Here is a 26,081-nt window from a genome sequence, read left to right as displayed (position 1 = left end):
AGATACTTTTCAATAACTTCTATCTTTTCTGATCCTGATATTTTTGCTTTGTGAGACATAAAAAAACTCCTCCTTACAGTAAACAGTTTTTATTATTTAAACTGTCTACCATAAGGGGAGCATATCAGATACCTGTTTAGGCTTTTTTTATTTTAAAGATAAATTTTTTAATTTAAATTGAGAATTTGTTATTTTCAAGTTGTCCTTCATTCCTGATGTAGTATATACGTCTTTATCTTTTGTTACTAAGATTGCTTCAGTATTTTTTAGAGAATCTACTAACTTTAGTCCATCATTTAGTCCCAATGCAAACACTGTTGTAGATAAAGCATCTGCATCTATAGATTTATCAGTGACTATAGTAACACTCACAATAGAGTTTTCAATAGGATAGCCATTTTTAGGGCTTAAAATATGATGGTATTTTTTGCCGTCTTCTTCTAAAAATCGTTCATATACTCCAGAGGTTACGACTGCTTTATTTGACACTTCAATTGTTCCAAGATATTCTCCTCTAGTATTAAAAGGATCTTGAACACCTAGTTTCCAATTTTTATTATTATCCTTTGAACCTATGGCTAGGATATTTCCGCCTAAATTTATAATTGCATGTTTTACTCCATTGGCTTCTAGAACTTTTTTTACCTCATCTCCTGCATACCCTTTAGCTATAGCGCCTAAATCTATAAGCATACCTTTTTGTTTTAACATAATTTTATTTTCTTTCTCATTTAAAATCATATTTTTATAATTAACTAAAGGTAGCTTATCTTGTATTTCTTTAGGTGAAGGTACTCTTGCTTTATCTGTACCTATATTCCAAAGTTTAACTATTGGACCTATAGTAACATCAAATTTCCCTTGTGAAAGTTCAGCGTAGTGTTTAGCTGTATTAACTACATAAAATGTATCAGGAGATACTTTTACATAATCTAATCCTGATTTTGAGTTTACGCTAATAATTTCGCTAGTGGGTTTATTTATAGTCATTTTATTTTCTATTTGATTTACCCTGTCAAAGGCTTTATCTAAAACATCTCTAGATACATTATCAAATACGGTTATTTTACAATACGTTCCTAAAAATAGTCCTTCCTTAGCAATAGGTTCTGATTTGTTTTTCATACAACCAGATAATAAAAATATTAATGAGATTGTTGATATAATATAAAATAAGATTTTTTTATACTTAAACATAGTATACCTCCACAAATATAAATGGTATATAGTTGTTAATTTTACATCTAATTTTACTATTCACATATATAAAAGTCAATTTACGTCAATTTTTTCATAATGTAAGTAGAAATAATTATTCACTAAATTTTTAGAGAAAAAATTTAAGAGAGGATATAATTTATATTACCTGTATTTTAGGAAAGTTTAAGTATTTATTTTTAGCCAATGATAATTACACAGATAGTTTGTAATTGTACAATATAGTTTATAAAGGTATAATAACTATTGATGGTTTTTAGGTTTTATATCTTAAAAAAGGAGTAGATTGTGTGAAAAAGTTTGACAAAATAATAATCATCTTTTTTATATGTTTAGCAATAATATTAGGTGTATTCTTTAAATTAAACAAAAAAACAGATTATGTACAAAAATATGTTGAGATTTATGTAAAAGGAAATTTATATAAAAAAATAAATTTACAAAATAACACTAAAGAGAAAATTACTATTAAGACGGATTTAGGAGAAAACATTGTGCAAATAGAAAATGGTGGAGTAAGAATAATAGAATCTGATTGTCCAGATAAAATATGTGTTAAAGATGGTTTTAGGGACAAAGCAGGTGAAATTCTTGTATGTCTTCCACATAAACTTGTAGTTCAGATTAAAGGAGAAAGTAAATCAGATATTGATGAAGTATCTTATTGAGGTGGATCCAAATGAAAAAGACACAAAAATTAACATTTATTGCTTTATTTGTAGCTCAAGGATTAGTACTTTATATGGTTGAAAGAATGATACCAGTACCTTTTATTACACCAGGAGCAAAATTAGGACTTACTAATATAGTTACACTTCTAGCTTTATATATGTTTGATTTTAAAGATGTATTTTTAATAATTATTTTAAGGGTGATTTTATCTACTTTGCTTGGTGGAACTCTTTCCAGTTTCCTTTATAGTATATCAGGAGGTATACTGAGTTTTATAGCTATGTATTTTATGAAAAGAATTGGAAAGGATCAAGTAAGTATTATAGGTATAAGTATTATAGGATCGGTTTTTCATAATATAGGGCAAATAATAGTCGCAGCTTTAGTAATCGAAAATGTTATGATAGTAGCCTATCTTCCAGTACTTTTAATAGCTGCTTTAGGAACAGGATTCTTTGTAGGATTAACTTCAAAATACTTGCTTCCTTTTATGAAAAGAATTACTCAAAATTAAAAGGTCAAATTATGACCTTTATTTTTTTATGTTATTACGGTTATATAATTATAATTATTTCACTTGAAAAATCTAAATAAACAAATTAATAGTGTACAAATTAATTAATACTATAGATAATCATAACATTAACTAAAATAAAAGCTATTTTTTATACAAAGCTATATAAAATTCATAGATTCATGGAACACTATAAACAGGATTATTAGTTTTAGGTGGAGTTTTTATTTCATCTGAAAGTTATTAACAGAATTCTTAGGAGTTTTACTCCTAGAAGTCGTTATCCTTTAGGAAAAACTGTTATCCAGAGCTGTGTCATTTTTTACTCCCACTTTAAAGAAGATGGGAGCAGTGGAATGACTAGACATCGGATAATTATAATGCTAAATATGTTAGGAGGTAACAATGTGAAGAAAAAAATAGTAGATATCACATGTTTGACTTTGATAAGTATATTGATTTTTTCGGGATGCATGGAAAAAAAAGTTAAATTGACTTTGAATTTGAAAAAAGGTGACTCTTATAAAATAGATATGGTAACAGAAGAAAAGGTTATTGAGAACATAAGTGATAAAAAAGTAGAAGTTAATTCCAAATACAATACGTCTTATTCTTGTTATATAAATAATATAGATAAAAGTAAAAATGCATCTATACAAGTTACGTTTGATTCATTAACTGTAAAGAGTGTGGAAAATAATGGACAAACACTTGAATATAATTCTGGAAACCCTAATTCGAACAAAGGTCAATTAAGTAAAATATATTCTGTTTTACCTGGAAAAAATTTCACAGTTAAAATTGGTGGAGATGGAAAGGTAAAAGAGGTAATTGGAATAGATGAGTTGATAGGAAAAGTGCTAAAAGAACTAGAGATAAAAGATGAAAAGCAAAAGCAGGAATTACAAAAGATAATTGTAGATAATTTTGGAGAAGAAGCCGTAAAAAAACAAGTTGAAAATATAACAAGTGTTTATCCAGATGAAGCTGTAAAGACAGGAGATGTATGGGAAAATAAGAGTGAAGTATTAGGACAATATCCACTAGAGGCTGAAAATAAGTATACTCTTAAAGAAAACAAAGATGGGATAGCGGAAATCACAGTAGAATCTAAAATATCTACCAAAAAAGGAAAAGAACCGTTAATATTAGAACCTATAAAATTAAGTTATGAAATTCAAGGTACTCAAAATGGATTATTAAATATTGATGAAAAAAGTGGAATACCTAAACATGTTAAAATAAACTATAAGTATGCGGGAGATATTAAATTTACATCACAAGATGCTAATATAGGTTCTAGAAAATTTCCTGTAAATATTGAAGGAAATACAATAATAAATATAGCAGGAAAGTAACGAATTGCATTGTAAATTAACAAATCTACATTATAATATATAGTATCAATAATATCCATTACATGCCAACAAGTGTTATTTATAGTAAAAGATATATCTATGGATTGAGATACTATATTTTTTATAAAGGAGAGAAAATTATAAATGGAAAAGATAGTAGATAGATTTTTAAAATATGTAAAATATGATACTAAATCTAATGAAGAAAGTGGTACTACTCCAAGTTCAGAGGGACAAAAAAAATTTGCAAAAGAACTTGCAAAAGAATTAAAAGAAATAGGAATGACTAATGTATTTGTAGATGAAAATGGATATGTAATGGCGGAACTTCCAGCTAATACAGACAAACCAATTCCTACAATAGGATTTATCGCTCATATGGATACTGCACCAGATATGAGTGGAAAGAATGTAAATCCTCAGATTATAAAAAAATATGATGGTAAAGATATAATTTTAAATAAAGAACAAAATATAGTTTTAAAAGTAAGTGATTTCCCTGAAATAAAGGAGTATTTAGGTAAGGATTTAATAACAACTGATGGAACAACTCTTTTAGGAGCCGATGATAAGGCTGGAGTAGCTGAAATTGTAACAGCTGTAGAATACTTAATAAATAATCCTCAAATAAAACATGGAACTGTAAAAGTTGCTTTTACTCCTGATGAAGAAATAGGAGAAGGTGCAGATCACTTTGATGTAGATAAATTTAATGCAGAATTTGCTTATACTGTAGATGGGGGAGCAATTGGCGAATTAGAGTATGAAAATTTTAATGCGGCAGAAGCAAAAATAGCAATTAAAGGTAGAAATGTTCATCCAGGAAGTGCTAAAAATAAAATGATAAATTCTATGCTTATAGCAAATGAACTTATATTTATGCTTCCAGATGATGAGACTCCATCTAATACACAAGGATATGAAGGATTCTATCATCTTACCTCAGTAAAAGGTGAAGTAGAAGAAACTAAGGTAAATTACATAATAAGAGATTTTGATAGAGGTAAATTTGAAGAAAGAAAAAATATGTTTAGTATCATAGTTGAAAGTTTGAATAATAAATATGGAGAAGATACTGTATCATTAGAATTAAAAGATCAATATTACAATATGAAAGAAAAAGTTGAGCCTGTTAAACATATTATAGATATTGCCGTAAAAGCAATGGAAAAATGTGAAGTAGTTCCAAATATAGTGCCTATAAGAGGTGGAACAGATGGAGCTAGACTCTCTTTTATGGGTCTTCCAACACCGAATTTATTTACAGGAGGGCATAATTTTCATGGCAGATATGAGTTTATTCCTATTTTTGCTATGGAAAAAGCAGTAGAAGTGATAGTTAAAATTGTAGAGACAATAGAATAAAAGTGCTATGCACTTTTATTCTATTGTGTTCTTGTATCACAAATAATACTAGCTTTAATTCTTTTTATAGCATTTACACTTTTAATAGTAAAATCAAATATTTCCTTTAAGAAATTTTCTTTATTAAACGTACCTTTTTCAATATCATATAGTTTTTTTTCTAATCTACCAGTGTAATCGGTGTCAAGTAGTTCTCTTATAGGAAAAGTTTCAACTAATTTAATACCCTTATCAGTTATCAATAAGGATTTTCCTTTTTGAGTTATGTAGCCAGCATACTTTAATTTATTTATAGTTTCAGCTCTTGTGGCGGCTGTACCAATAGAATATCCATAAAGTATTGTTGAATCTTCTTCAGTTTCTTCATTACTATTTGTATTCTTACCACAGGTTTCCATAGCTTTTAATAAAGTTTTTTCAGTATGATGTGCAGGGGGTTTACTCTTTTTTGAGATTACTTTCAATTCTGTTATTTCAACAACATCATCTTTATTAACTGGTGGCAATAATTCGTCCTTTTTATCTTCTTTGTAAAGTTTAAGCCAACCTTTAACTTTTAATATTTTCCCTTTTGTTGAAAATAATCGCTCATAGTTTTCACCTTGTACACTAGTTATAAGCTCTGTACTTTCATATTCGGCAGAAGGCATAAATTGAGATATAAATCTATTTTTTATAGCTTCATATACTGTTCTTTCATCTTCTGTTAGCTTTTTAGGAATAATGTAAGTAGGCATAATGGCACTATGGCTTTCTACTTTTTTATTGTTAAAAACTTTTGTAGAGTCATTAAATACTATCTCATCTTTAAAAGGTAGATCTCTTTTTAATGTTTCTAACACGTTTTTTGCTTTATCTTTAATACTTTCTTCTAAGGCTGTACTTTCAGTTCTAGGGTAGGTTATATGTTTTTTTTCATACAAACTTTGGGCTACTTTTAGTACTTTATCTGCTGTCCAACCTTTATGCTTACTTGTTACATATCCTTGCAGATTGCTTAGGTTAAATAAACTAGGAGGATTATCCTTTTTTATTTCTATTTTTTTTTCTGTGATTATGCCCTCTTTACCTTCTATTTCATCTTTTAGTCTTTCAACACTTTTTTTATTAGGAAATTTATCTTTTTTACCATGAAAGAATTTTCCTTTATATTTACCAGCTTCGTTTTTGAAGATAGCATTAAGTTCGAAAGATTTTTCTATTTTAAAGTTTTTTATTTGCATTTCTCTATCATAAATCATTTTTAAAGTAGGCATTAGAACTCTACCTATATTTAAGAGGTTTCCTCTTCCTCTTGTGTATTTCATTGTACATATAGAGGTGAAATTAATTCCTATAACCCAATCTGCAAGTTGGCGGCTTACTCCAGCATCTTGTAATGATTGCATTTCTTTATTTAGTTTAAGATTTTCTAATCCTTTTTTTATTTCTTTTGGTGTCCATTCATTAATTAATATTCTATATATAGGCTTTTTAGCTTTTAAATAGTTAAAAATAAGTAATGCTATAAGTTCACCTTCTCTATCATAATCTGTAGCAGAGATTATTTCTGTGACATCCTCTCTATTTATGAGATTGTTTATTATTTTAAGTTGTTTTTCAGCACCTTTATCAATAACATTTTTATTTTTACTATCATTTTTTATTTTATATTCAAACTTATTGGGTATATATGGAAAGTTTTCAAACTTCCAGAGGGCTAGTTCAGGATTATAATCCTTACAATCGTATAGTGTAAGTAAATGCCCAAATGCCCAAGTAACTATGTATCCATTTCCTTCTATATATCCATCTTTACGAGTTTTACAGCCTAATGCTTCAGCTATATTTCTAGCTACAGAAGGCTTTTCTGCCAATAATAATTTACTCATTTTCTCACCATCACTAAAATTTATAATGTATTTAATAATCTAATATAATAAAGCTGTGTTATATACACAGCTTTATTATATTAATTCATTTTTCCTTTAGCATTCTTGAAAATGTCCTTTTCATCTAGAAAGGGAGCACAAAAAGTAAATAATTTTTCATGCCCACATTCTGAACATACACATACGCATACATCATAAGGAATATTGTCTATTATATGTATTTCTAATTCATCTGCCATGTAAGAACCACCACAAATTTCACAAGGAGTAGAATTTATAATACCATATTCACTTTCTATATATTTCATAATGTCGTTTAAAACCATTTTTTCCCTCCAAAGTTTTATAGAGTAACTGTACATTTAATGGTATCACTAAGGAGAGTTATTTTCAATAACCTATTAATAATAAAAAGTATATGATTATTTATCTACTTTTCTACCCATTGAAGTTACTTTAACATTTACATGAACATTTATTATAGAATTGCAAAATTGCTCATCACTGGAATATCCTTTATCTCTACCATATTTAGCAATAGCATATTGCCCTAAGTCCAGCCAATCAGTTTTATATTCATTCTGCATTTTGTGAACTTCATTAGTTAAATTTTTTTCTAATTTTTTTGCAAGTATTTCGCCTACTTTATCAGGATCAGATAAAGTTTTATCTTTTTCTGCTAAAGTATTGATAGTTAAAGTTCCAGTTAGATTTACAAATATATCATATTTTAATCTATCGTTTTCTTTTGATATTTTTACAGTTGATTTGTTTTTTCCGAAAAAATCTATATAGTCATTATATTCTTCAGAAAGAATATTTAAATAACCGCTACTATTAGATACCCTGATCAAATTTATTAGTCTTGATTCATCTAAGGAGACTTTTTTTATCATTTTATCACCTTTAAATAATGCTAGACCTGTGATTTGAAAAGAATGATTGAATATTTCAATATAGGGAATAACTATTTTTCTTCCTTCTTCATTATACATTGTTAAAAATCTTATTAAATCAGTGTCTTCTTCAAAAAAGTTAGCTGTATGAGCAAATTCTAATAAGTCATGAATATGTTCAGAAGGAGATAAAGCAAAAGGTGTTTTTAATGAAAACAACTCATATGTAGGTTGTTTACTTACAGCAATTAAAGCGTGCTCGTTTCTGAGAGGATCACGTATAAAAGAGTCTATAAGGTCTTTTATACCGTATCTAGCTCTCTCTTCACCTAATAGATAAACTTGTTCTACACCTGTGAGTAAGCTCTTATTTTCTTTGGTTTGACGTTTATTTATAGTACCATATACAGTGTCACTTTCACTTGGTAATGCTACACTAGTAACTTTGTCATTACCTTGAAATGATAAGATATCAAATGTAGTAGAATATTTTGGCTTCTTGTTTTGAGGTAACTTTGCATCGATATCATTTCCTATACCTACTACCATACCTAATTTTTCTATTGGATAATATCCGTAGCACCCATTAAGACAGAAACTTATTAGTATAATAAAAATTATTAATTTACATTTCTTCATTTTTGTCTCCCTTACTTTTAAAAAAAGTAAATATAAGTGTTAATATACACCAAATAAAAATTAATATTGTTATATAAGAGTATGCAGGAGTTAATATTTTTACTAAGAACTTATTACTTATTATAGTTATATAGCTAAGTAACAAGACAATAGGGGAATTTATGTAAGCAGCTTTTTTATATTCTAAATTAAATATATTTGATATACAATAAGTCATAATAAATTGCTCAATTGCTATAGTTATTAATATTGATGTACTCCAAATTACCATAAAAAAGGAAGTGAAATCGGAAAAAATAGCAGGTTGCACAAGCTTAAATACAAATAAAAGGGAATACTTAATTTGGGAAGTTAATTTCCAACCAAAAAGATATACTGTTATAGCTGTTATAAAAGTGTATATTAAGGTTACTGTTACAGCAGAAAAAATGTTGTGTTTTGTGGTATTCTTTCTATTTGAAATATAAGAAAACAGAAAAAAACTTATTTCGGCTCCAGAATAAGCTAGTAAACTTGATGGTATAGCAGAAACAATGGAATTAATATTTTCAAAATAAGGCATTAAATGAGTTTTATTTCCCATATTAATATATAATAAAGGAGCAAATAGCAAGGGTAGTGTAAAGTAAAGGGAAAATTCACATAAACGACCTAAAACAGTTAATTTTTTTTCAACTGTGTATAGGCTTATCAAAATTAATGGTATTAATATAAGTATAAGTGGAATGTATTGTGATATAGAAAGTTTTAATACCTCTATATATCCGGAGATTACTAAACATTGTAATAAAATGGCACTTATAAAAAACATAAATAAAAATATTTTTCCTAAAAAATTTCCATATAAGTTTTTTAATATATAAAAAAAATCTTCATGATTCATCTTATTATCTACATAAGATGATATAAGTAATATAATAAGAGGAAATATTCCTGATATTAAAACTGATATCCAGGAACATTGATGAGCTTTTCTACTAGTTTCTGATGCCAAAGAAACTATTCCTATACCGATAAAAGAGCTTAAAACAATAGCTGTATACTGATTTCGTGTTATTTTATCATTCATTTTGATTCTCCCTATTTTTAGTAAGTGCGAATAAAAATATATTGTATTAGAATTATTTAGGCAAATAGTATAATTGATTTCCTAAGATGCAATTTCTTATATTTAGTATTTATAATTATGTATAAAATATACATTTTTAATATACCAGCATGAATGAAAAATATGAAATAAGTTGTTTGATATTAATGTTTAAAATTCATATATTTCCTATAAATACATGTAATTTATAATATAAAAAGTACTATATTTATATTGACAGTTTTTAAAAGAAGTGTTATCCTTTACACGTGAGAAAGTTAAAACTAAATAAAATGTAACTTTAATCCTTCAGGGCAGGGTGAAATTCCCTACCGGCGGTAGAGTCCGCGAGCCGTGGTATTGGTTTACTATGGCAGATCTGGTGAGATTCCAGAACCGACAGTAAAGTCTGGATGGAAGATTGGATTAATGGTTGTTTATTGATTGTATCGTTTGTACACTCATTATATTTATGTATAATTGTGCCCTGAAATTTTATATTTCAGGGTTTTTATTTTTTAGGATAAGTGTAGATAGGTTAATAAACTCTAACCTCAACATTTAATTATTCTACCTTAATAGGTTGCACATCTAATAATTAATTATTTCCATCGAGAAATTCCCTGAATAAATAATAAAATTTTTTAACAGTATAATTTTACTTAAAACTAATAATCATAAAATAATAAATATAAAAGTTCGAGGTGATTTAATGGATAAGGAATATATGAAGAGAGCCATTGAACTTGCAAAAAAAGGAGAAGGCCTTACAAAACCTAACCCATTAGTGGGTGCTATTATTGTAAAGAATAATAAGGTTATTGGAGAAGGATATCATGAGTTTTATGGTGGCCCTCATGCAGAAGTAAATGCGTTTAGAAATGCTACAGAAGATGTTAAAGGTGCGAAAATGTATGTTACATTAGAACCTTGCTCTCATTATGGAAAAACTCCTCCTTGTGCAAAAGCCATTATTGAAAATGGAATAAAGGAAGTAGTAATAGGAATGAAAGACCCTAATCCACTTGTAGCGGGAAAAGGTATAAAAATTCTTGAGGAAAATGGGATAAAGGTAAGTTGCGGTGTACTTGAGGATGAAGTGAGACAAATTAATGATATTTTTATAAAATACATAACTACAAAGAAACCTTTTTGCATAATGAAAACAGCTATGACTATGGATGGAAAAATAGCTACTTACATAGGAGACTCAAAATGGATTACTAATGATTTGTCAAGACAGTATGTTCATAAGATAAGAAATAGAGTATCAGCAATAATGGTTGGAATAGGTACAGTTCTAGCAGATAATCCAAGACTTACTACTAGGCTTGAGGATAAAATAGGTTCTGATCCTATAAGAGTTATTGTGGATAGTAAAGGAAGAATACCATTAGAAGCTGAGGTTTTAAATATTGAGTCAAATGCAAAAACTATAATTGTAGTTATTGATAAAGCAGGTAAAGAAAAAATCCAAGCTATAAAAGAAAAAGGAGCTGAAGTAATAATTGCTCCCGAAAAAAATGGTAGAGTCAATCTTGCATATCTGATGGATGAGTTAGGAAAAAGGGATATTGATAGCGTACTGTTAGAGGGAGGAAGCACATTAAATTTTTCAGCTCTGAGTGAGAGAATCGTAGATAAAGTAATAACTTTTATAGCGCCTAAATTAATTGGTGGAGAAACTTCAAAAACTCCACTAGGCGGAGAAGGAATAGCTTCTATGAAAGATGCCATAAAGCTTCAGAACATTAAAATAAATACATTTGGTGAAGATGTAATGATAGAGGGGAAAATTGTTAATAATGGCCAGTGACTAGTAGCTGGTTACTAGTAAGTAAAATAATTGCCGATTAAGTGTGGAGGTGAGGAAGTGTTTACTGGACTTGTTGAGGAAATTGGAAATGTAGATTCGGTATCAAAGGGTATAAGATCTGCAAAAATAAAGATAAAAGCTAATAAAGTGCTTGAAGGAGTAAAACTTGGGGACAGTATATGCACAAATGGAGTTTGTTTTACTGTAACGGAATTTGGAAAAGATAATTTTACTGTAGATGTTATGGCAGAAACTATGAGACGGAGTAGTTTATGTGAGTTAAAAAAGGGAGATAGAGTTAATTTAGAAAGAGCTTTAAGTTTAGGAGATAGGCTAGGTGGGCATATAGTAAGTGGACATATAGATGGCATAGGAAAAATAAAAAAGTTTGAAAAAGAAGACAATGCTACATGGGTAAGTATAGATACGCCTAAAAATATTTTAAGATACATTGTTATGAAAGGATCTATAGCGATAGATGGAGTAAGTTTAACAGTTGCTTATGTAGATGATCAAATATTCAAGGTTTCTATAATACCATATACAAAAGATGAAACTACATTATTAAAAAAGAATATAGGTGATGTGGTAAACCTTGAGTGTGATATGGTCGGTAAGTATGTTGAAAAGTTTTTGGGATTGAAAGAAAAAGAAGAAACTAAAAGTGCAATAGATATGAATTTCTTAAAAGAAAATGGATTTTTGTAGAAGGGGTGTTTAATATGAATAAAATTAAATTTAATACTATTGAAGAAGCTGTAGAAGATATTAAAAAAGGAAAAATGATTGTTGTAGTAGATGATGAAGATAGAGAAAATGAGGGAGATTTATTAATGGCAGCTGAAAAAGTTACGCCAGAAGCTATAAATTTTATGGCTAAATATGGAAGAGGACTTATATGCATGCCTATGATAGGAGAAAAATTAGATAAACTTAATTTAAATCAAATGGTATCAAAAAACACAGATGCTAAAGGGACAGCATTTACAGTTTCTATAGATTGGGTTGGAACAACTACTGGAATATCAGCTTATGAAAGAGCAGATACAGTTGCTAAAGCTGTAGAAGATGATGTAAAGCCAGAAGATTTTCAAAGACCAGGGCATATATTCCCTCTTCAAGCAAAAGAAGGTGGAGTTTTAAAAAGAGCAGGGCATACTGAAGCATCTGTTGACATTGCGAGATTAGCTGGATTTAAACCAGCAGGAGTTATATGTGAAATTATGAGTGAAGATGGAACTATGGCTAGAGTTCCTGATCTTATGGAATTTGTAAAAGAACATAACTTAAAAATAATAACTATTGCAGATTTAATAGAATATAGAAGAAGAACTGAAAGCTTAGTAGAAAGAGTAGGGGAAGCAAGTCTACCAAGTAAATATGGGGAATTTAAAATTATAGGATTTGAAGATAAATTAACAGGAAAAGAACATGTTGCATTGGTTAAGGGAGATGTAAGTAATGGAGAACCAGTACTTATAAGAGTTCATTCTGAATGCTTAACTGGAGATGTTTTTGGGTCCTTAAGATGTGATTGTGGAGAACAATTAGCAGCAGCATTGAGAGCTATAGACAAAGAGGGAAGAGGGATTCTCTTATATATGAGGCAAGAAGGAAGAGGAATTGGACTTTTAAACAAAATTAAAGCTTATGAGCTTCAAGATAAAGGAATGGATACTATAGAAGCAAATGTAGCATTAGGGTTTGCTGCTGATTTAAGAGATTATGGGATTGGTGCTCAAATACTTCAAGATCTTGGTGTTAAGAGAGCAAGAATTATGACAAATAATCCTAAAAAGATATCTGGTATATCTGGTTATGATTTAGAGGTAGTGGAAAGGGTTCCAATTGATATGGGTTATAACGAAGTAAATGAGTTTTATTTAAGGACTAAAAAGGACAAAATGGAACATATGCTATGTCTTGATGAAGCAGACGAATAATGATTATTATATTAGGATTTATTTATTTGAGTTGGGAATGATATTTTTAGCTTTAGATTAGCTTAGAAATTTCATGATGGAAGATTAAAAAGATAAATATTTAATTATAAAGAGATTAGTTAATGAAAAAATAGGAGGAGAAAATTATGAGAGTTTATGAAGGAAAATTGGTTGGAGAAGGTTTGAAATTTGGTATAATAGCAGGAAGATTTAATGAATTTATAGGAAGTAAGTTAATAGACGGAGCTTTAGATGCTTTAAGACGTCATGGAGTAAAAGAAGAAGATATAGAATTGACATGGGTTCCAGGAGCATTTGAGATACCTTTAGTAGCTAAGAAAATGGCTAAAAGTAATAAGTATGATGCGGTTATATGTTTAGGAGCTGTTATAAGAGGAGCTACACCTCATTTTGATTATGTATCAAACGAAGTGTCTAAAGGAGTTGCCCATGTATCACTTGAAACAGAAGTACCTGTAATATTTGGAGTGCTTACAACAGATACTATAGAACAAGCGATTGAAAGGGCAGGAACTAAAGCAGGAAATAAAGGATATGATTGTGCTGTAAGTGCAATAGAAATGGCTAATATATTAAAGCAAATTTAGTACTGCAGCAACATTGATAAGGTTACCCCATAATTCATTTTTAGCAAAACAAATATAAATTACATTCTGTATTTATTTGTGCTTATGAATTATGGGGTAACTTATATTTTGCTAAATTGTTCTTTTGGAATAGTTTTAGATAGGAGGAAGAGAAATATGGATATTTTTAAAAATGTAAAAACAGTTTTTTTTGATTATGATGGAACTATACATAATAGTATGTATATATATAAACCAGCATTAAAGAAAGCTTACAATTATCTTATACAAGAAGGTGTAGTTGAAGATAGAGACTTAAAAGATGAGGAGATTAAATATTGGTTAGGTTTTAATAGTATAGAGATGTGGAAGAGGTTTATTCCAGGGCTTCCAGAAGATATAAAAACAAAGGCAAGAGAAATAGTTGGAGATGAAATGAAAAAAAGTGTTAAAGAGCAAAGAGCGGTTTTATATGAGGGAGCCTTAGAAACACTTTCATATTTAAAGAAAAGAGGTTACCATCTTGTATTTGTAAGCAATTGTGGTCAATATTATAAGGATATTCATAATGAAGCTTTTGGGCTTGATAAGTATTTTGAAGAACTAGCTTATGCAGAAGAATATAAATTTGTACCTAAATATGAGTACCTAAAGGAGGTTATGAAAAAATATCCTAAAGATATGGTTATGGTTGGAGATAGGTATCATGATATAAAAGCGGGGAAGAATAATAATATATATACTATAGGGTGTGATTATGGATTTGCAACAGAAGGAGAATTAAAAGAAGCAGATTTAATAATATGGGATATAAGGGAAATAAAGAAATATTTATAGTATATAGGCTTTCAGAGTGGAATATAAGTCACAATAGTTTTGGACAGTTTAAGTAATCTTAAATGCTCCTTAAAAATTCCTTAAAATAGTTATAATTATATTTAAATTATAATAATGTTCAGTATAATGTTATTGTAAAGACACGTTTTATGGAGGATACTAAAATGAAAAGAAAAATAGTATCTGTAATATTTATAACAATAATTATATCTGCAGTAATAATATTATATGTTTCAGGAATTGCGTCACAAATGTTTGTGTCAAATATAAATCCCATATTTTTAATACTAATTATTGGAGCAGCATTAGCTATTATTGGAGCATTGATTTATACTGCCATAGAGAGAATTAGGGAAATAAAGGAGGAAGAAGAAAATGATATTAGTAAATACTGATTATATTACAGGAAAAGATGTTGAAGTTATTACTATTGTAAAAGGTTCTACTGTTCACTCTAAGAATGTTGGAAAGGATATTTTAAGTGGGCTTAAAACATTAGTGGGAGGAGAAATTTCAGCATATACTGAAATGATGAATGAAGCTAGAGCAATCGCAACAAAGCGTATGGTTCAAGAAGCAGAAGAAGTTGGAGCAGATGGGATAATAAATATAAGATATGCTACAAGTGCAATAATGCAAGGAGCTGCAGAAGTTATAGTTTACGGAACAGCAGTTAAATTTAAATAGCAAGGTATATTAAGAATTATTTAATTAAAAATATTACTATAGATATTAAATAAAATATATATTAGAATTTAATAAGATTTTTTAAAAGAGAATAATTATTATGAAATTTATGAGAATCCAGTAAAAATTTATTTTTTACTGGATTCTTTTGTGAATTTAAGGTAAAAGGCCTTTTAGGTAATGAATTTTTAATTAGATAAATAATATTAGCCATACATTAAAAAAAGTCATCATATATATTAATAATTATGTAATAGGGTTGGGTGATTATATGATAAATTATATATGGTTTTTTTTAATGATCTCTGGGATTGTATTTGGACTTGTAACTGGAAAGGGTGGCATAATATCAAAATCAATAATAACTTCCACTGAAAGTTCGGTTAAATTAATAATAGGACTTATAGGCATGATGTGTCTTTGGAGTGGCATTATGAAAATTGCTCAAAAAAGTGGTATTACAGAAAAATTAGCCAAGCTTCTTAGACCCATATTAAATCTTATTTTTAAAGATGTTTCAAGAAATAAAAATGCTATGGGGAGTATACTTTTAAATTTAACTTCGAATATGCTGGGACTTTCTAATGCAGCAACTCCTTTTGGTATAAAAGCAATGGAGGAACTTCAAAAGACAAATCCTAATAAAGACACTGCTACAGATGATATGGCTCTTTTTTTAGTAATCAATGCGGCTTGTATTCAGATTATACCTACCTCTGTAATTTCTATGAGGGCAGCTTGTGGTTCAAAGAACCCTGGAGTAATTATACTTCCAGCTATAATTGCAACAGGTATAGCAGCGGTCATGGGAATAATATATTGTAAGATACTAGAAAAATTTTTTTGATTTCAATATACATGGATAGGATTTTCAAATAGTTAAGTTGTTGAATAACTTATAAAGATATGAATATAAAGAGGAGTGGTATATTTGCAATATATAATTATATCCATAATTCCTATATTATTAGGTAGTATAGTTGCTTATGGTATGGCGAAAAAAGTGAAGGTATATGAGTGCTTTATAGAAGGTGCAAAGGAAGGGCTTAAGGTTTGTATTAATATATATCCATATTTATTAGCAATGCTTTTAGCTGTGGGAGTATTTAGAGAATCCGGAGCATTAGGATATTTTATAAATTTAATTAAGCCTATAGTAAAGTGGATAGGCCTTCCTGCAGAAGTAGTACCTCTTGTTATGGTTAAACCTTTATCAGGAAGTGGAGCTCAGGGTATATATATGGATATACTAAGTAAGTATGGAGCAGACACATACATAGGGCTTGTAGCATCTATTATTATTGGCTCTACTGAAACAATATTTTATACTCTAACAGTTTATTTTGGTGCTGTAGGTATAAAAAAAATAAGACATACACTTTGGGCAGCTATAATGGCAGATATAACTGCTATAATTGCTGCTGTTAGCATAGCAAAGATAGTTTTTATGAATAACTAGTAATAAGAGATTAGTTATAGATAAACAGTAAAATAAAATAATTGAAAAAAAATTAAGTGTAATGTATAATATTTCTTAATATACACCATACAAATACAAATGTATTTGGAAGAAATACAAATATTGATGTTTTATTTTATATATAGCATCAGTAGATAATTAAGAAGATGTTTCTGATAAGTTATTTTAAGATTGAGATACTTATAAGAAAAAATAGAACAAATTCTAAGATTTACGCTATATAGAAAAAGGGGGACTTTCAGTGATAAAACTAAGAATACCTGCAACTACTGCAAATATGGGACCTGGTTTTGATAGTATTGGTATGGCTTTGAGGCTTTATAATGAGATTTGGTTTGAGGAGAAAGATGAAGGAGTTGAAGTTTTTCAACACGGGAAACCTTCAGAAATTCCATTAGAGGATAACTTAATATATACGAGCCTCATAAAAACATTAGAAAAATATAATTATAAATGGCGTGGATTTAAAATTGATGTAAAAACAGCTGATATACCTATTTCAAGAGGACTTGGAAGTAGTGCTGCTTGTATAGTTGCTGGAGTTATTGCTGCAAATATATTAATGGGAGAAATAATGAGCATTGATGAAATAATAGGAGAATGTGTAAAGATAGAAGGTCATCCTGATAATATTGTTCCATCAGTAATAGGGGGAATGGTTATTTCTTTAATGGATAAAGAGAAGGTAGTTTATTCTAAAGTAAATATTCCTAGTAGTTTAAGAATGTTTGTCATGATTCCTGATTTTAAACTAAGCACAGAGGAAGCAAGAGGTGTACTACCAATGAATTATAGCAGAGAAGATTGTATATTTAATATTTCAAGAGCAGCAATGCTTATTAATGCTATGAATAATCAGGAATTAGAAAAACTTAGAGAAGCAACTCAAGATAAAGTACATCAAAATTATAGATTGAAATTAATAAGAAATGCTGATAAAATCTTTAAAGCTTCAGAAGAATATGGTTCCTTAGCTGAATTTATAAGTGGATCAGGTTCTACTTTAATGGCGCTAATAGATAAAGATAATATAGAGTTTGAAGGTAATATGGCTAAATTTTTAGAAAATCTTGATGATAAATGGATAACGCATTTGATAGAAGCAGATTTTGAAGGCGTTGCAGTATTGTAGTAAAAATTTCTAAAATCAATTGAAAATTAACAGTAACAAGTAACCAGTTATATAGGATTTTTGTTTTACAGAAAGCCCCATATAACTGGTTACTTAAATTTTATTATTTATTATTATAAAGGTTGTTTATAGATAAGTCTTTAATACATTCCCCAATAATTTTAAAGCCCTTTTCCATATCTTCATCACTTACTCTAGAAAAACCTAATCTAAAGGTATTTTTGCCTTGATTGTTAGTAGAAAATATATCTCCTGGCAAAAATAGAACCCCTTTTTTATAGCATTCATTTAAAAGTTCTCGTGAATCAATATTTTTTAGTTTGATAAATATATGAAGACCACCGTCTCCCACGATTGATTCACAAGGAATATATTTGGTTGCTAGTTTAACTGCTAGAGTATATTTATCTTTATAGAATTTTCGAGCCTTTTTTAGATATTTATCAAATCCTCCGTTTTTTAAGTATTCATAAAGAAGTGCTTGATCTAAAAAGGATGTATGGATATTCTTACTCCTTTTTACACTTTCCAAAATATCTATTAGTTTTTTATCTCCTAAAATCCATCCAATTCTCATTCCTGGAAAAAGTATTTTAGAAAAACTACCGATGTATATTACACCGTTTCCTTCTCCACAAAACGCTGCAATAGGTGCTATATGAGAACCTAGGTGTAGAAGTTCTTCATTAAATCCATCTTCAATTATAGGGATATTATGGTTTTTTAGAATATTATATATTTCTTGTCTTTTTTCGGAAGAGGTTACAATACCAGTAGGATTATGATAAGAAGGAACCAAGTAAGCTATCTTTATGTCATTATCATTTAGTGATGATTTAAGTTTAGAAATATCTAATCCATCTTCGTTCATGTCAACACCAATAATATCTAATCCTTGAAGCTTCATTATTTTTAAAGCAGTGTTATGAGTTGGATTTTCACAAAGAAGTTTATCTCCCTTTTTAGTTAGGGAGGATAGAACAATATCAAATCCTTCTGTAAAACCATTAGTTATTAATATATCTTTGTTAGTAGTGTTAACTCCTTTACTTTCCATATACTCCATTAAGTAATCTATTAATGGTTTATAGCCCTGAGCATATCCATAATTTAAAATTTTTTCTCTTTCCATAGAAATTCTACTGGAAAATGCTCTTTTGAATTCTTCCATATCAAAAAGGCTTCCATCAGGAGCAATGCTTTTAAATGATATCATACCTTTTTTATATTTTTTTTCAGTTTTTATTATATCTAGCTTATCAGATTTAAGGGCATAATCATTTATGTTGTTTATCCAATCTATGGTCCATTTATCTTCTAAAATTATTTTTACATCAGATACAAAAGTACCTTTACCTTTTATTGTGTAAACTAGCTCATCATCTTCTAAAGTCTCGTAAGCCTTCATTATAGAATTTCGACTTACATTTATTATTTTACTTAATTCTCTAGTAGAAGGCAGTTTACTTCCATGAGGAAGCATACCTGTTTTTATCATTTCTTTTATATAATCGTGAATTTGAGTATAGATTGGTTTATTTTCAGTTAAATTTATGTCTGCGAACATTTTAGCACCCCCTTTAAAGTAGTACTTAAGTATTGTATAGGTTACCCTCAATTTATTATAGCAAAATAAAGATAAAATAATGTGGGAATTTTATTTTAAGTCTAAACATTTATTTTAAAGAATAGGTATTAATAATATTTCAAACTAATTTTATTGATAAATATGAAAGTATGGCGAAATTTAAATGCATTATAAAGATAATTTAGAATATAATTTTAAATTAAATTCATAAAATATACGATAGTTATATTGGAAAATAATGAATTAAAATGATACATTGTAAAAAAATAATATATTATGTATAATTTAATCATATCATATAAAATATAGAAGGGGATGAGGATTAAGTGAAAATAAGAAAAAAATTGCCTATTATGATAGCAATTTTAGTTGTTTTGGTGGTTATAGTCACTAGTGCCCTGGGGTATACTTTTAGCTCAAAAACAATAAGAGCTCAAAACAATGAGAGTTTACTAGGGACTTGTAATCAAGAAAAACAAATAATTGAAGCTTTAATGGAGGGAGAAAAAAAGGAAGTTGAACTCATGGCTTCAAGAAAAGAAATTGTAGACATATGTAGGTTAAGACAACAGAATTTAGAGCCAAGCTTTTATCAAGCACAGGCTGCTCAAATAGCTGCAGTAAACAGCATGTTAACTAAAAGGATGGGTAAGTTAAGTGATCATGAACATTTATTTGTCATTGATACTATAGGTGAAGACATTGGGGATACTATAGAAAAAAACTTACAAAACTTACATGTCAAAGATAGAGAGTATGTTATTAATGGAATGAAGCAAGTATCTATAAGTAATACCATAGTATCAAGAGTTACAGGAAAAGGAGTATTTGTATTTTCAGCTCCTATTAAAGATGAAACAGGAAAAGTAATAGGGGTTATGGCTAACTCAGTATATTCAGATTATTTTACCAATTGTTTAAAGAAAATAAAAATAGGAGAAACTGGATTTGCGTATTTAGTAGATTCAAAAGGAATGATATTATCTCATCCAGATCAAAAAAGAATAACTAAAATGATCGAGGATGAAACAGATAAGAAGATAGTACAAGATACTAATGAGGGAAAAAACAATGAAGTTAAGATTGAAAAATTGTCTGTTGAAGGAAAGGAAAAATTACAGTCATATATAGCTATTCCTGGAGTTAATTGGACACTTATGGTTAGCCGCGAGATTAAAGATATGGAGAGTCCTATAACTAGTATGGGGAGAGCAAATTTAATAGTGGCTATTTTGGCTATAATAATTTCAGGATTTATAGGTATTATAATTTCAAGAGGAATAACAGTACCAATAAACAAACTGGCCGGATTTATAGAGCAAGCAGCAGAGGGCGATTTAACTGTTAAAAGCGATATAAATTCTAAAGATGAGTTAGGTCAATTATCAATTAGCTTTAATGAAATGGTGAATAAAATTAGAAGTTTAGTTGAGAAAATAAATGAGTCTGTAGAGTTAGTTTCTTCTACAGCGACTACTTTGGTAGAAACATCTGAAAATACCTCGTTATCTATCGAAGAAGTGGCAAAGACTGTACAGCAAATATCTCAAGGAACTGTAAAAGAATCTGAGAATCTGGAAAGTAACGTAAATAAGTTAAATAATTTAGGCAATGAAATAGAGAATCTAACAGTATACTCTAATGATATGAAGAATACTTCAGATTATGTAGTGGAGATTAATAAGAAGTCTGAAGGAGTAGTTAAATCTCTTTTACAAAAATCAGAGGAAAGTCACAATGAAGTTGGAAAAGTATCTGTTATTATGGATGAACTTAAAACAAGTTCTCAAAATATAGGAGTTATAACAGAAGCTATTAATGGAATTGCTGAACAAACAAATCTTCTTGCATTAAATGCTGCTATAGAAGCTGCTAGAGCGGGGGAATCAGGAAAAGGTTTCGCTGTTGTTGCAGAAGAAATAAGAAAACTTGCAGAAGAATCAGCAAATCAAGTAAAACAGATAAGTGACATTATAGGTGGAATACAAGGGAAAACAGATAATGCAGTTAATATTGTTTCAAATGTGACTAAAGCAGCACAAGATCAAATAAAAGCATCTAATGAAACAGGTAATGCTTTTGAAGAGATTTCGAATAATGTAGATAATATGACTGAAAAGATAGATAATATTAACAAGTCTTTAGAGAAAATGAATAAAGATAAAGAGAATGTTGTAGATGGATTACAGGATATATCTGCTTTATCAGAAGAAACTTCTGCATCTTCACAAGAAGTTTCTGCTTCAACAGAGGAACAAGCAGCAAGTATGGAAGAATTAGCAGAATCAGTAAAATCACTTGATTCTATGGTGAATGATTTAACAGAGGCAGTAAAAATTTTCAAAATATAAGTTGAGTGACTTTCTTCATGATTTCACTGGCATGACAACTAATGAAATTGAGATAAGAGTTTAAATGAAGCCTTTTAGTTAATTTAATATTGCCCAATAATTCGTATTAATTTTACAATATGAATTATTGGGCAATCTAACATAAAATTACTCTAAACTCTTAAAATATTTTTTAAACATAAAGAACATAACAATTCCTTCAAATAGCCATTGGAGACTAGTTATAAACCAAACGTAAATAACCGATACTTTTAATATATATATAAAATAAAACATTAAAGGTAGTCGTATTATCCAACTAGATACAAATGATATTTTAAATGGGGTTGTGGTATTACCAGAACCTTTTAATGATCCGCCTAGGACAAGAGAAATTCCCATAGGGATTTGTTCAATAGATGCAATCATAAGACATAGAGCACCTAGGTGAATAACTTCTTTTTCAGCACTATCAATAAATAATGAAATTAAAAGTTTTGGACATACTAAAAAGAGTACAGCACACAGGGTCATGAAAATTGTTCCAAACAATGTGCAAGTAAAAGCGTATTCTTTTGCTTTTTTATAGTTTTTTTCTCCTATTTTATGTCCAACTAATGTAGTAGCGGCAATACCAAATCCCCAACCAGGCATGAAGGATAAAGATTCTATTGTGGTTGTTATTTGATTAGCAGCGAAAGCAGTAGCACCTATATGCATTACCATAAAAGTACTCAAGAGCCTACATATAGATACTGAACCTTCTTGCATAGACGAAGGTATAGCAAGTTTTAATAGAGATAATAATTTATTTTTATTCAGTGATTTTACATATTTAATTTTAATCTTGATTTTAGATTTTTTTATCATATAAATTAGTGCGAAAATAAATCCAGAAAACTCTGCTATGGAAGTAGCCAAAGCAGCACCTCTTACGCCCATTTCAGGAAAACCAAATTTCCCAAAGATTAATACATAGTCTAAACTTAGGTTAACTATATTAATTAAGGCAGATATAAGAAGCGGTATTTTAGTATTTCCGTAGCCTCTAAAAACTCCATTAAAGATAGCTAAAAGCATATTAAAAAACAAACCGATAGAAACTACTTTCATATATATAATTCCAAATGTCAAAACTTCTCCTCTAGCTTGGGCAATTTTTAGGATGTTTTCACTGAAAGTAAACATAATTATAGATATGGTTAAAGATATTAGTAGCCCTACAAGGAAACCTATGGAAGCGAATTCCTCTGCTGAATGGTAATCTTTTGCACCATACTTTCTTGCTACTAAAGAGGTTATTGCTATACATATTCCAATAGATATAAATATATTGATAAATGTATATACTATTTCAGAACTTAATCCTACAGCGCTTACAGCAATTTTGCCTCCATATTGGCCTACCATCATAGTATCAAAAACCCATACCATCATATATAAAGCCATTTCTCCTACAGCTGGTAAAGCTAGTCGAAGGACATCTTTAATTGTATTTTTATTGAACATTCATAAAATCCTCTCTAACTTAATAAAATTGTGTTTAATATTAGATTATTTTAAAGTTTTATTATTTAGAATTGCTTTTGAAATTATATAGAAGCGGCAGCTTTAAAATATATCAATATTTATATTAATAAATAATCCAATATAATACAAGCTTAATTTGTTTTTAGAATATATTCAAAATAAATTAATAAATGTAAAAATTAACTTATGAATATAAAATCATTAATAAAGAAATTTGGAAAAATTACGAAAAACAATATGAAGAGTATTCTAAAAAATCAATATATTCAAATTTTTGGCGGTTAAAGGTTGAAGGAGGGGTATTATGAAAATAAAAAAGAAGTTACCATTAATGATTGCTGCTTTAGTAATGGTTTCCTTAGTAGTAACTAGCCTATTGTCATATAGGAATAGTTCCAAGGAAATGTTTAAAATAAACCAAGAGAGCTTATTAAGTGCTTGTAATGAAGAAAAAGAAACTATCTATTCTTTATTGACAGGTGAGAAAAAAGAAGCTGAGCTTTTGGCTATTAGTAAGGATATTGTAGATATAAGTCTTTTAAGAAAACAAGATGCGGGAAGTGATTTCTTTACTAAATATAAAAATGAAATAGATAGAGTAAGCAATAGCTTGAAAAAAAGATATAATACTTTAATTGATCATGAACACTTATTTGTACTTGATAGAAATGGGCTTTCAATATGCGATAGTAATTTTAAAAATATTAATAAGCTAAATATAAAAGATAGAAAGTATTTTCAAAGAGCATTAAGTGGTGAGACTAATATCAGTGGAACTATAGTGTCAAAGATAGATGGTAGAATAGTTTCCGTAGTAGCTACTCCTATAAAGGATAACAATGGACAGATAATAGGAGTAATGGCTAACTCAGTTTACTCGGATTACTATAGTAGACAACTAAAAAAATTAAAAATAGGAAAAACAGGGTTCTCATATTTAGTGGATTCAGAAGGAACAATACTAGCACATCCAGATAAAAATGCTATTACAAAAAAGGCAGAAAGTTCTTTAATTAATAGTGTGGTAGAGTTAATAAAAAAAGGTGAACAGGTAAAGGCAGATGTAAAAGATGTTCAAATTCAAGGGTCTGAAAGACTTCAAGCTTACATAGAAATACCTGAAGTTAATTGGGTATTGTCAGTAGTTCGTGATATTAGCGATATTAATGAATCATCGAAAAATATGTTAAGAATGAATCTTATAATGACTCTTATTGCTATAGTAATAGCAGGATTTATAGGGGTAGCCATTTCTAGAAATATAACAACACCTATAGGCAAATTGGTACAATATATGGGAGAAGCTTCTAATGGAGATTTGTCTGTAGAGAGTGATATAAATTCAAAAGATGAATTAGGGGAATTATCGAGTAGTTTTAATGCAATGGTTACTAAAATAAAAGAGCTTGTAATAAAGATAAATGGGTCTATGAACATAGTATCCACTACAGCTAGCACGCTTGTAGAAACGTCTGAAAATACCACTCTTTCTATAGAAGAAGTTGCAAAGACAGTGCAACAAATAGCACAAGGATCATCTGAACAGTCACAAGACGTAGAAAATGTATCAGAAAGAATGAATACCTTAGGCAAAGAAATAGAGAACCTTAATAATTATTCACAGGATATGAAAGCAAATTCAGATGATATTTTGAAAGTGAATAATAATTCTAAAGATATTATGAAAGCTTTATTTAAAAAGACTGAAGAGAATGATAGAGAAGTCGAGAAAGTTTCACAAATTATGGAAGAATTAAATAAAAGTTCAGCTAATATAGGGGATATTGTGGAAGCTATAAACAGTATAGCAGAGCAAACAAATCTTCTAGCTTTAAATGCAGCGATAGAAGCAGCTAGAGCAGGAGAAGCAGGAAAAGGATTTGCTGTTGTAGCAGAAGAAGTAAGATTACTTGCAGAACAATCGGCAGAATCTACTAAGGAAATAGAAGAAATAATTACAGACATAAAGAATAAAACTGGTTATGCAGTAAATATAGTTGGAAATGTAAAGAAAACTGTTAAAGATCAAGCCGATTCTGTTAATGAAACAGGGAAAACCTTTGATATTATATCGGAAAACATAGAAAATATTGCTGACAAAATTGATAACATAAACAATTCTTTAATAAATATTAATAGTAATAAAGAAATAGTAATAGATGATTTAGGAAAAGTTTCAGTAGTTTCAGAAGAAACAGCTGCATCCTCAGAGGAAGTATCAGCTTCTACAGAAGAACAAGCAGCGTCAATGCAAGAACTTGCATCTTATGTTACAAAGCTTAATTCAATGGTCAATGAGCTTTCAGAAGCAATAAATGCATTTACAATAGAATAATGTTGTGACGGAATGAGTAACGGCATAGAAATAGGTTTTCTAAATATATGTAGTTATCCATTAAATCTTCAGAGGGCAAAGAAATACTAAAGGTGTATTCTTCTAAAAATGCTACCCTCGCTATGGGGAGTCCATTCCCCAGCTCGGCTGTCGGAGTCCGTTCCGACAATTACGCATTTTTAGAAACCTACACCTT

At 29.0% G+C, this 26,081-nt stretch carries 23 protein-coding genes and 1 riboswitch; of the genes, 16 read left to right on the top strand and 7 right to left on the bottom strand.

What is annotated here, in order from left to right; translation table 11 throughout:
- Positions 1–147: 147 nt before the first annotated feature.
- A complete protein-coding gene (locus OW729_RS18260; protein WP_268062981.1) occupies positions 148–1,197 on the bottom strand; it encodes an FAD:protein FMN transferase in 1,050 nt (349 codons plus the stop codon).
- A gap of 311 nt (positions 1,198–1,508) precedes the next feature.
- Between OW729_RS18260 and OW729_RS18255 the strand changes: the two genes are divergently transcribed.
- The 4 genes from OW729_RS18255 to pepT all read left to right on the top strand — a co-directional run bounded on the left by OW729_RS18255 (position 1,509) and on the right by pepT (position 5,127).
- Positions 1,509–1,886: a NusG domain II-containing protein gene (locus OW729_RS18255; protein ID WP_268062980.1), complete on the top strand. Its 378-nt coding sequence runs from the start codon at positions 1,509–1,511 to the stop codon at positions 1,884–1,886.
- An 11-nt stretch (positions 1,887–1,897) separates the two neighbouring features.
- Entirely contained in the window at positions 1,898–2,404 is a 507-nt protein-coding gene (locus OW729_RS18250) for a Gx transporter family protein (RefSeq protein ID WP_268062979.1), read from the top strand.
- A 407-nt stretch (positions 2,405–2,811) separates the two neighbouring features.
- The gene (locus OW729_RS18245; protein ID WP_268062978.1) at positions 2,812–3,762 is read left to right on the top strand and encodes a DUF6263 family protein; all 951 of its coding nucleotides are present in this window, start codon (positions 2,812–2,814) and stop codon (positions 3,760–3,762) included.
- Positions 3,763–3,906: 144 nt separating this feature from the next.
- Entirely contained in the window at positions 3,907–5,127 is a 1,221-nt protein-coding gene (pepT, locus tag OW729_RS18240) for a peptidase T (protein ID WP_268062977.1), read from the top strand.
- Positions 5,128–5,147: 20 nt separating this feature from the next.
- On the opposite strand, the gene OW729_RS18235 is transcribed toward pepT, so the two are convergent.
- The 4 genes from OW729_RS18235 to OW729_RS18220 form a co-directional block, all read right to left on the bottom strand.
- Complete coding sequence (locus tag OW729_RS18235) at positions 5,148–6,998, bottom strand: type IA DNA topoisomerase (RefSeq protein ID WP_268062976.1); 1,851 nt, start codon at positions 6,996–6,998, stop codon at positions 5,148–5,150.
- Between the two features lie 80 nt (positions 6,999–7,078).
- Positions 7,079–7,324: a metal-binding protein gene (locus OW729_RS18230; protein WP_268062975.1), complete on the bottom strand. Its 246-nt coding sequence runs from the start codon at positions 7,322–7,324 to the stop codon at positions 7,079–7,081.
- 96 nt (positions 7,325–7,420) lie between these two features.
- Entirely contained in the window at positions 7,421–8,533 is a 1,113-nt protein-coding gene (locus OW729_RS18225) for a Ger(x)C family spore germination protein (protein ID WP_268062974.1), read from the bottom strand.
- On the bottom strand, positions 8,520–9,602 hold the full coding sequence (locus OW729_RS18220) for a GerAB/ArcD/ProY family transporter (protein WP_268062973.1): 1,083 nt from the start codon (positions 9,600–9,602) through the stop codon (positions 8,520–8,522). The genes OW729_RS18225 and OW729_RS18220 overlap by 14 nt, the downstream gene beginning before the upstream one ends.
- A 319-nt stretch (positions 9,603–9,921) precedes the next feature.
- Positions 9,922–10,050: riboswitch (FMN riboswitch) on the top strand.
- A gap of 282 nt (positions 10,051–10,332) precedes the next feature.
- Here OW729_RS18220 and ribD point away from each other — a divergent pair.
- From ribD to thrB, 10 genes are all read left to right on the top strand, one after another.
- The gene (ribD, locus tag OW729_RS18215) at positions 10,333–11,436 is read left to right on the top strand and encodes a bifunctional diaminohydroxyphosphoribosylaminopyrimidine deaminase/5-amino-6-(5-phosphoribosylamino)uracil reductase RibD (RefSeq protein ID WP_268062972.1); all 1,104 of its coding nucleotides are present in this window, start codon (positions 10,333–10,335) and stop codon (positions 11,434–11,436) included.
- Between the two features lie 57 nt (positions 11,437–11,493).
- Positions 11,494–12,144, top strand: coding sequence for a riboflavin synthase (locus tag OW729_RS18210; protein WP_268062971.1), 651 nt, complete (start codon positions 11,494–11,496; stop codon positions 12,142–12,144).
- 14 nt (positions 12,145–12,158) lie between these two features.
- Positions 12,159–13,379 carry a bifunctional 3,4-dihydroxy-2-butanone-4-phosphate synthase/GTP cyclohydrolase II gene (locus OW729_RS18205; protein WP_268062970.1) on the top strand — a complete coding sequence of 407 codons (1,221 nt, stop codon included), beginning with the start codon at positions 12,159–12,161 and terminating at the stop codon, positions 13,377–13,379.
- 146 nt (positions 13,380–13,525) lie between these two features.
- Positions 13,526–13,987 (top strand): 6,7-dimethyl-8-ribityllumazine synthase, encoded by a 462-nt coding sequence (gene ribH, locus OW729_RS18200; RefSeq protein ID WP_268062969.1) that lies wholly within the window; start codon positions 13,526–13,528, stop codon positions 13,985–13,987.
- 156 nt (positions 13,988–14,143) lie between these two features.
- Complete coding sequence (locus OW729_RS18195) at positions 14,144–14,803, top strand: HAD family hydrolase (protein WP_268062968.1); 660 nt, start codon at positions 14,144–14,146, stop codon at positions 14,801–14,803.
- Positions 14,804–14,967: 164 nt separating this feature from the next.
- On the top strand, positions 14,968–15,198 hold the full coding sequence (locus OW729_RS18190) for a hypothetical protein (RefSeq protein WP_268062967.1): 231 nt from the start codon (positions 14,968–14,970) through the stop codon (positions 15,196–15,198).
- Entirely contained in the window at positions 15,179–15,490 is a 312-nt protein-coding gene (locus tag OW729_RS18185; protein WP_268062966.1) for a YbjQ family protein, read from the top strand. The genes OW729_RS18190 and OW729_RS18185 overlap by 20 nt, the downstream gene beginning before the upstream one ends.
- 271 nt (positions 15,491–15,761) lie before the next feature.
- Entirely contained in the window at positions 15,762–16,337 is a 576-nt protein-coding gene (locus OW729_RS18180; protein ID WP_268062965.1) for a nucleoside recognition domain-containing protein, read from the top strand.
- A gap of 84 nt (positions 16,338–16,421) precedes the next feature.
- Complete coding sequence (locus tag OW729_RS18175) at positions 16,422–16,949, top strand: spore maturation protein (RefSeq protein ID WP_268062964.1); 528 nt, start codon at positions 16,422–16,424, stop codon at positions 16,947–16,949.
- A gap of 262 nt (positions 16,950–17,211) precedes the next feature.
- Positions 17,212–18,102 carry a homoserine kinase gene (gene thrB / locus OW729_RS18170; RefSeq protein ID WP_268062963.1) on the top strand — a complete coding sequence of 297 codons (891 nt, stop codon included), beginning with the start codon at positions 17,212–17,214 and terminating at the stop codon, positions 18,100–18,102.
- Positions 18,103–18,205: 103 nt separating this feature from the next.
- On the opposite strand, the gene pdxR is transcribed toward thrB, so the two are convergent.
- Entirely contained in the window at positions 18,206–19,669 is a 1,464-nt protein-coding gene (gene pdxR, locus OW729_RS18165) for a MocR-like pyridoxine biosynthesis transcription factor PdxR (RefSeq protein ID WP_268062962.1), read from the bottom strand.
- A 347-nt stretch (positions 19,670–20,016) separates the two neighbouring features.
- Between pdxR and OW729_RS18160 the strand changes: the two genes are divergently transcribed.
- Positions 20,017–22,041, top strand: coding sequence for a methyl-accepting chemotaxis protein (locus OW729_RS18160; RefSeq protein ID WP_268062961.1), 2,025 nt, complete (start codon positions 20,017–20,019; stop codon positions 22,039–22,041).
- 147 nt (positions 22,042–22,188) lie between these two features.
- Here the strand turns inward: OW729_RS18160 and OW729_RS18155 are convergent, their stop codons facing one another.
- Positions 22,189–23,529, bottom strand: a complete 1,341-nt coding sequence (locus tag OW729_RS18155; RefSeq protein WP_268062960.1) for an MATE family efflux transporter — start codon at positions 23,527–23,529, stop codon at positions 22,189–22,191.
- A 325-nt stretch (positions 23,530–23,854) separates the two neighbouring features.
- Here OW729_RS18155 and OW729_RS18150 point away from each other — a divergent pair, with 325 nt between their 5' ends.
- Positions 23,855–25,885 carry a methyl-accepting chemotaxis protein gene (locus OW729_RS18150; protein WP_268062959.1) on the top strand — a complete coding sequence of 677 codons (2,031 nt, stop codon included), beginning with the start codon at positions 23,855–23,857 and terminating at the stop codon, positions 25,883–25,885.
- The last annotated feature ends 196 nt before the right edge of the window (positions 25,886–26,081 follow it).

This window comes from Clostridium brassicae, from assembly GCF_026738875.1.
GTDB classification, from domain to species: domain Bacteria; phylum Bacillota; class Clostridia; order Clostridiales; family Clostridiaceae; genus Clostridium_H; species Clostridium_H brassicae.
This window is presented reverse-complemented; position numbering and strand designations above follow the sequence as displayed.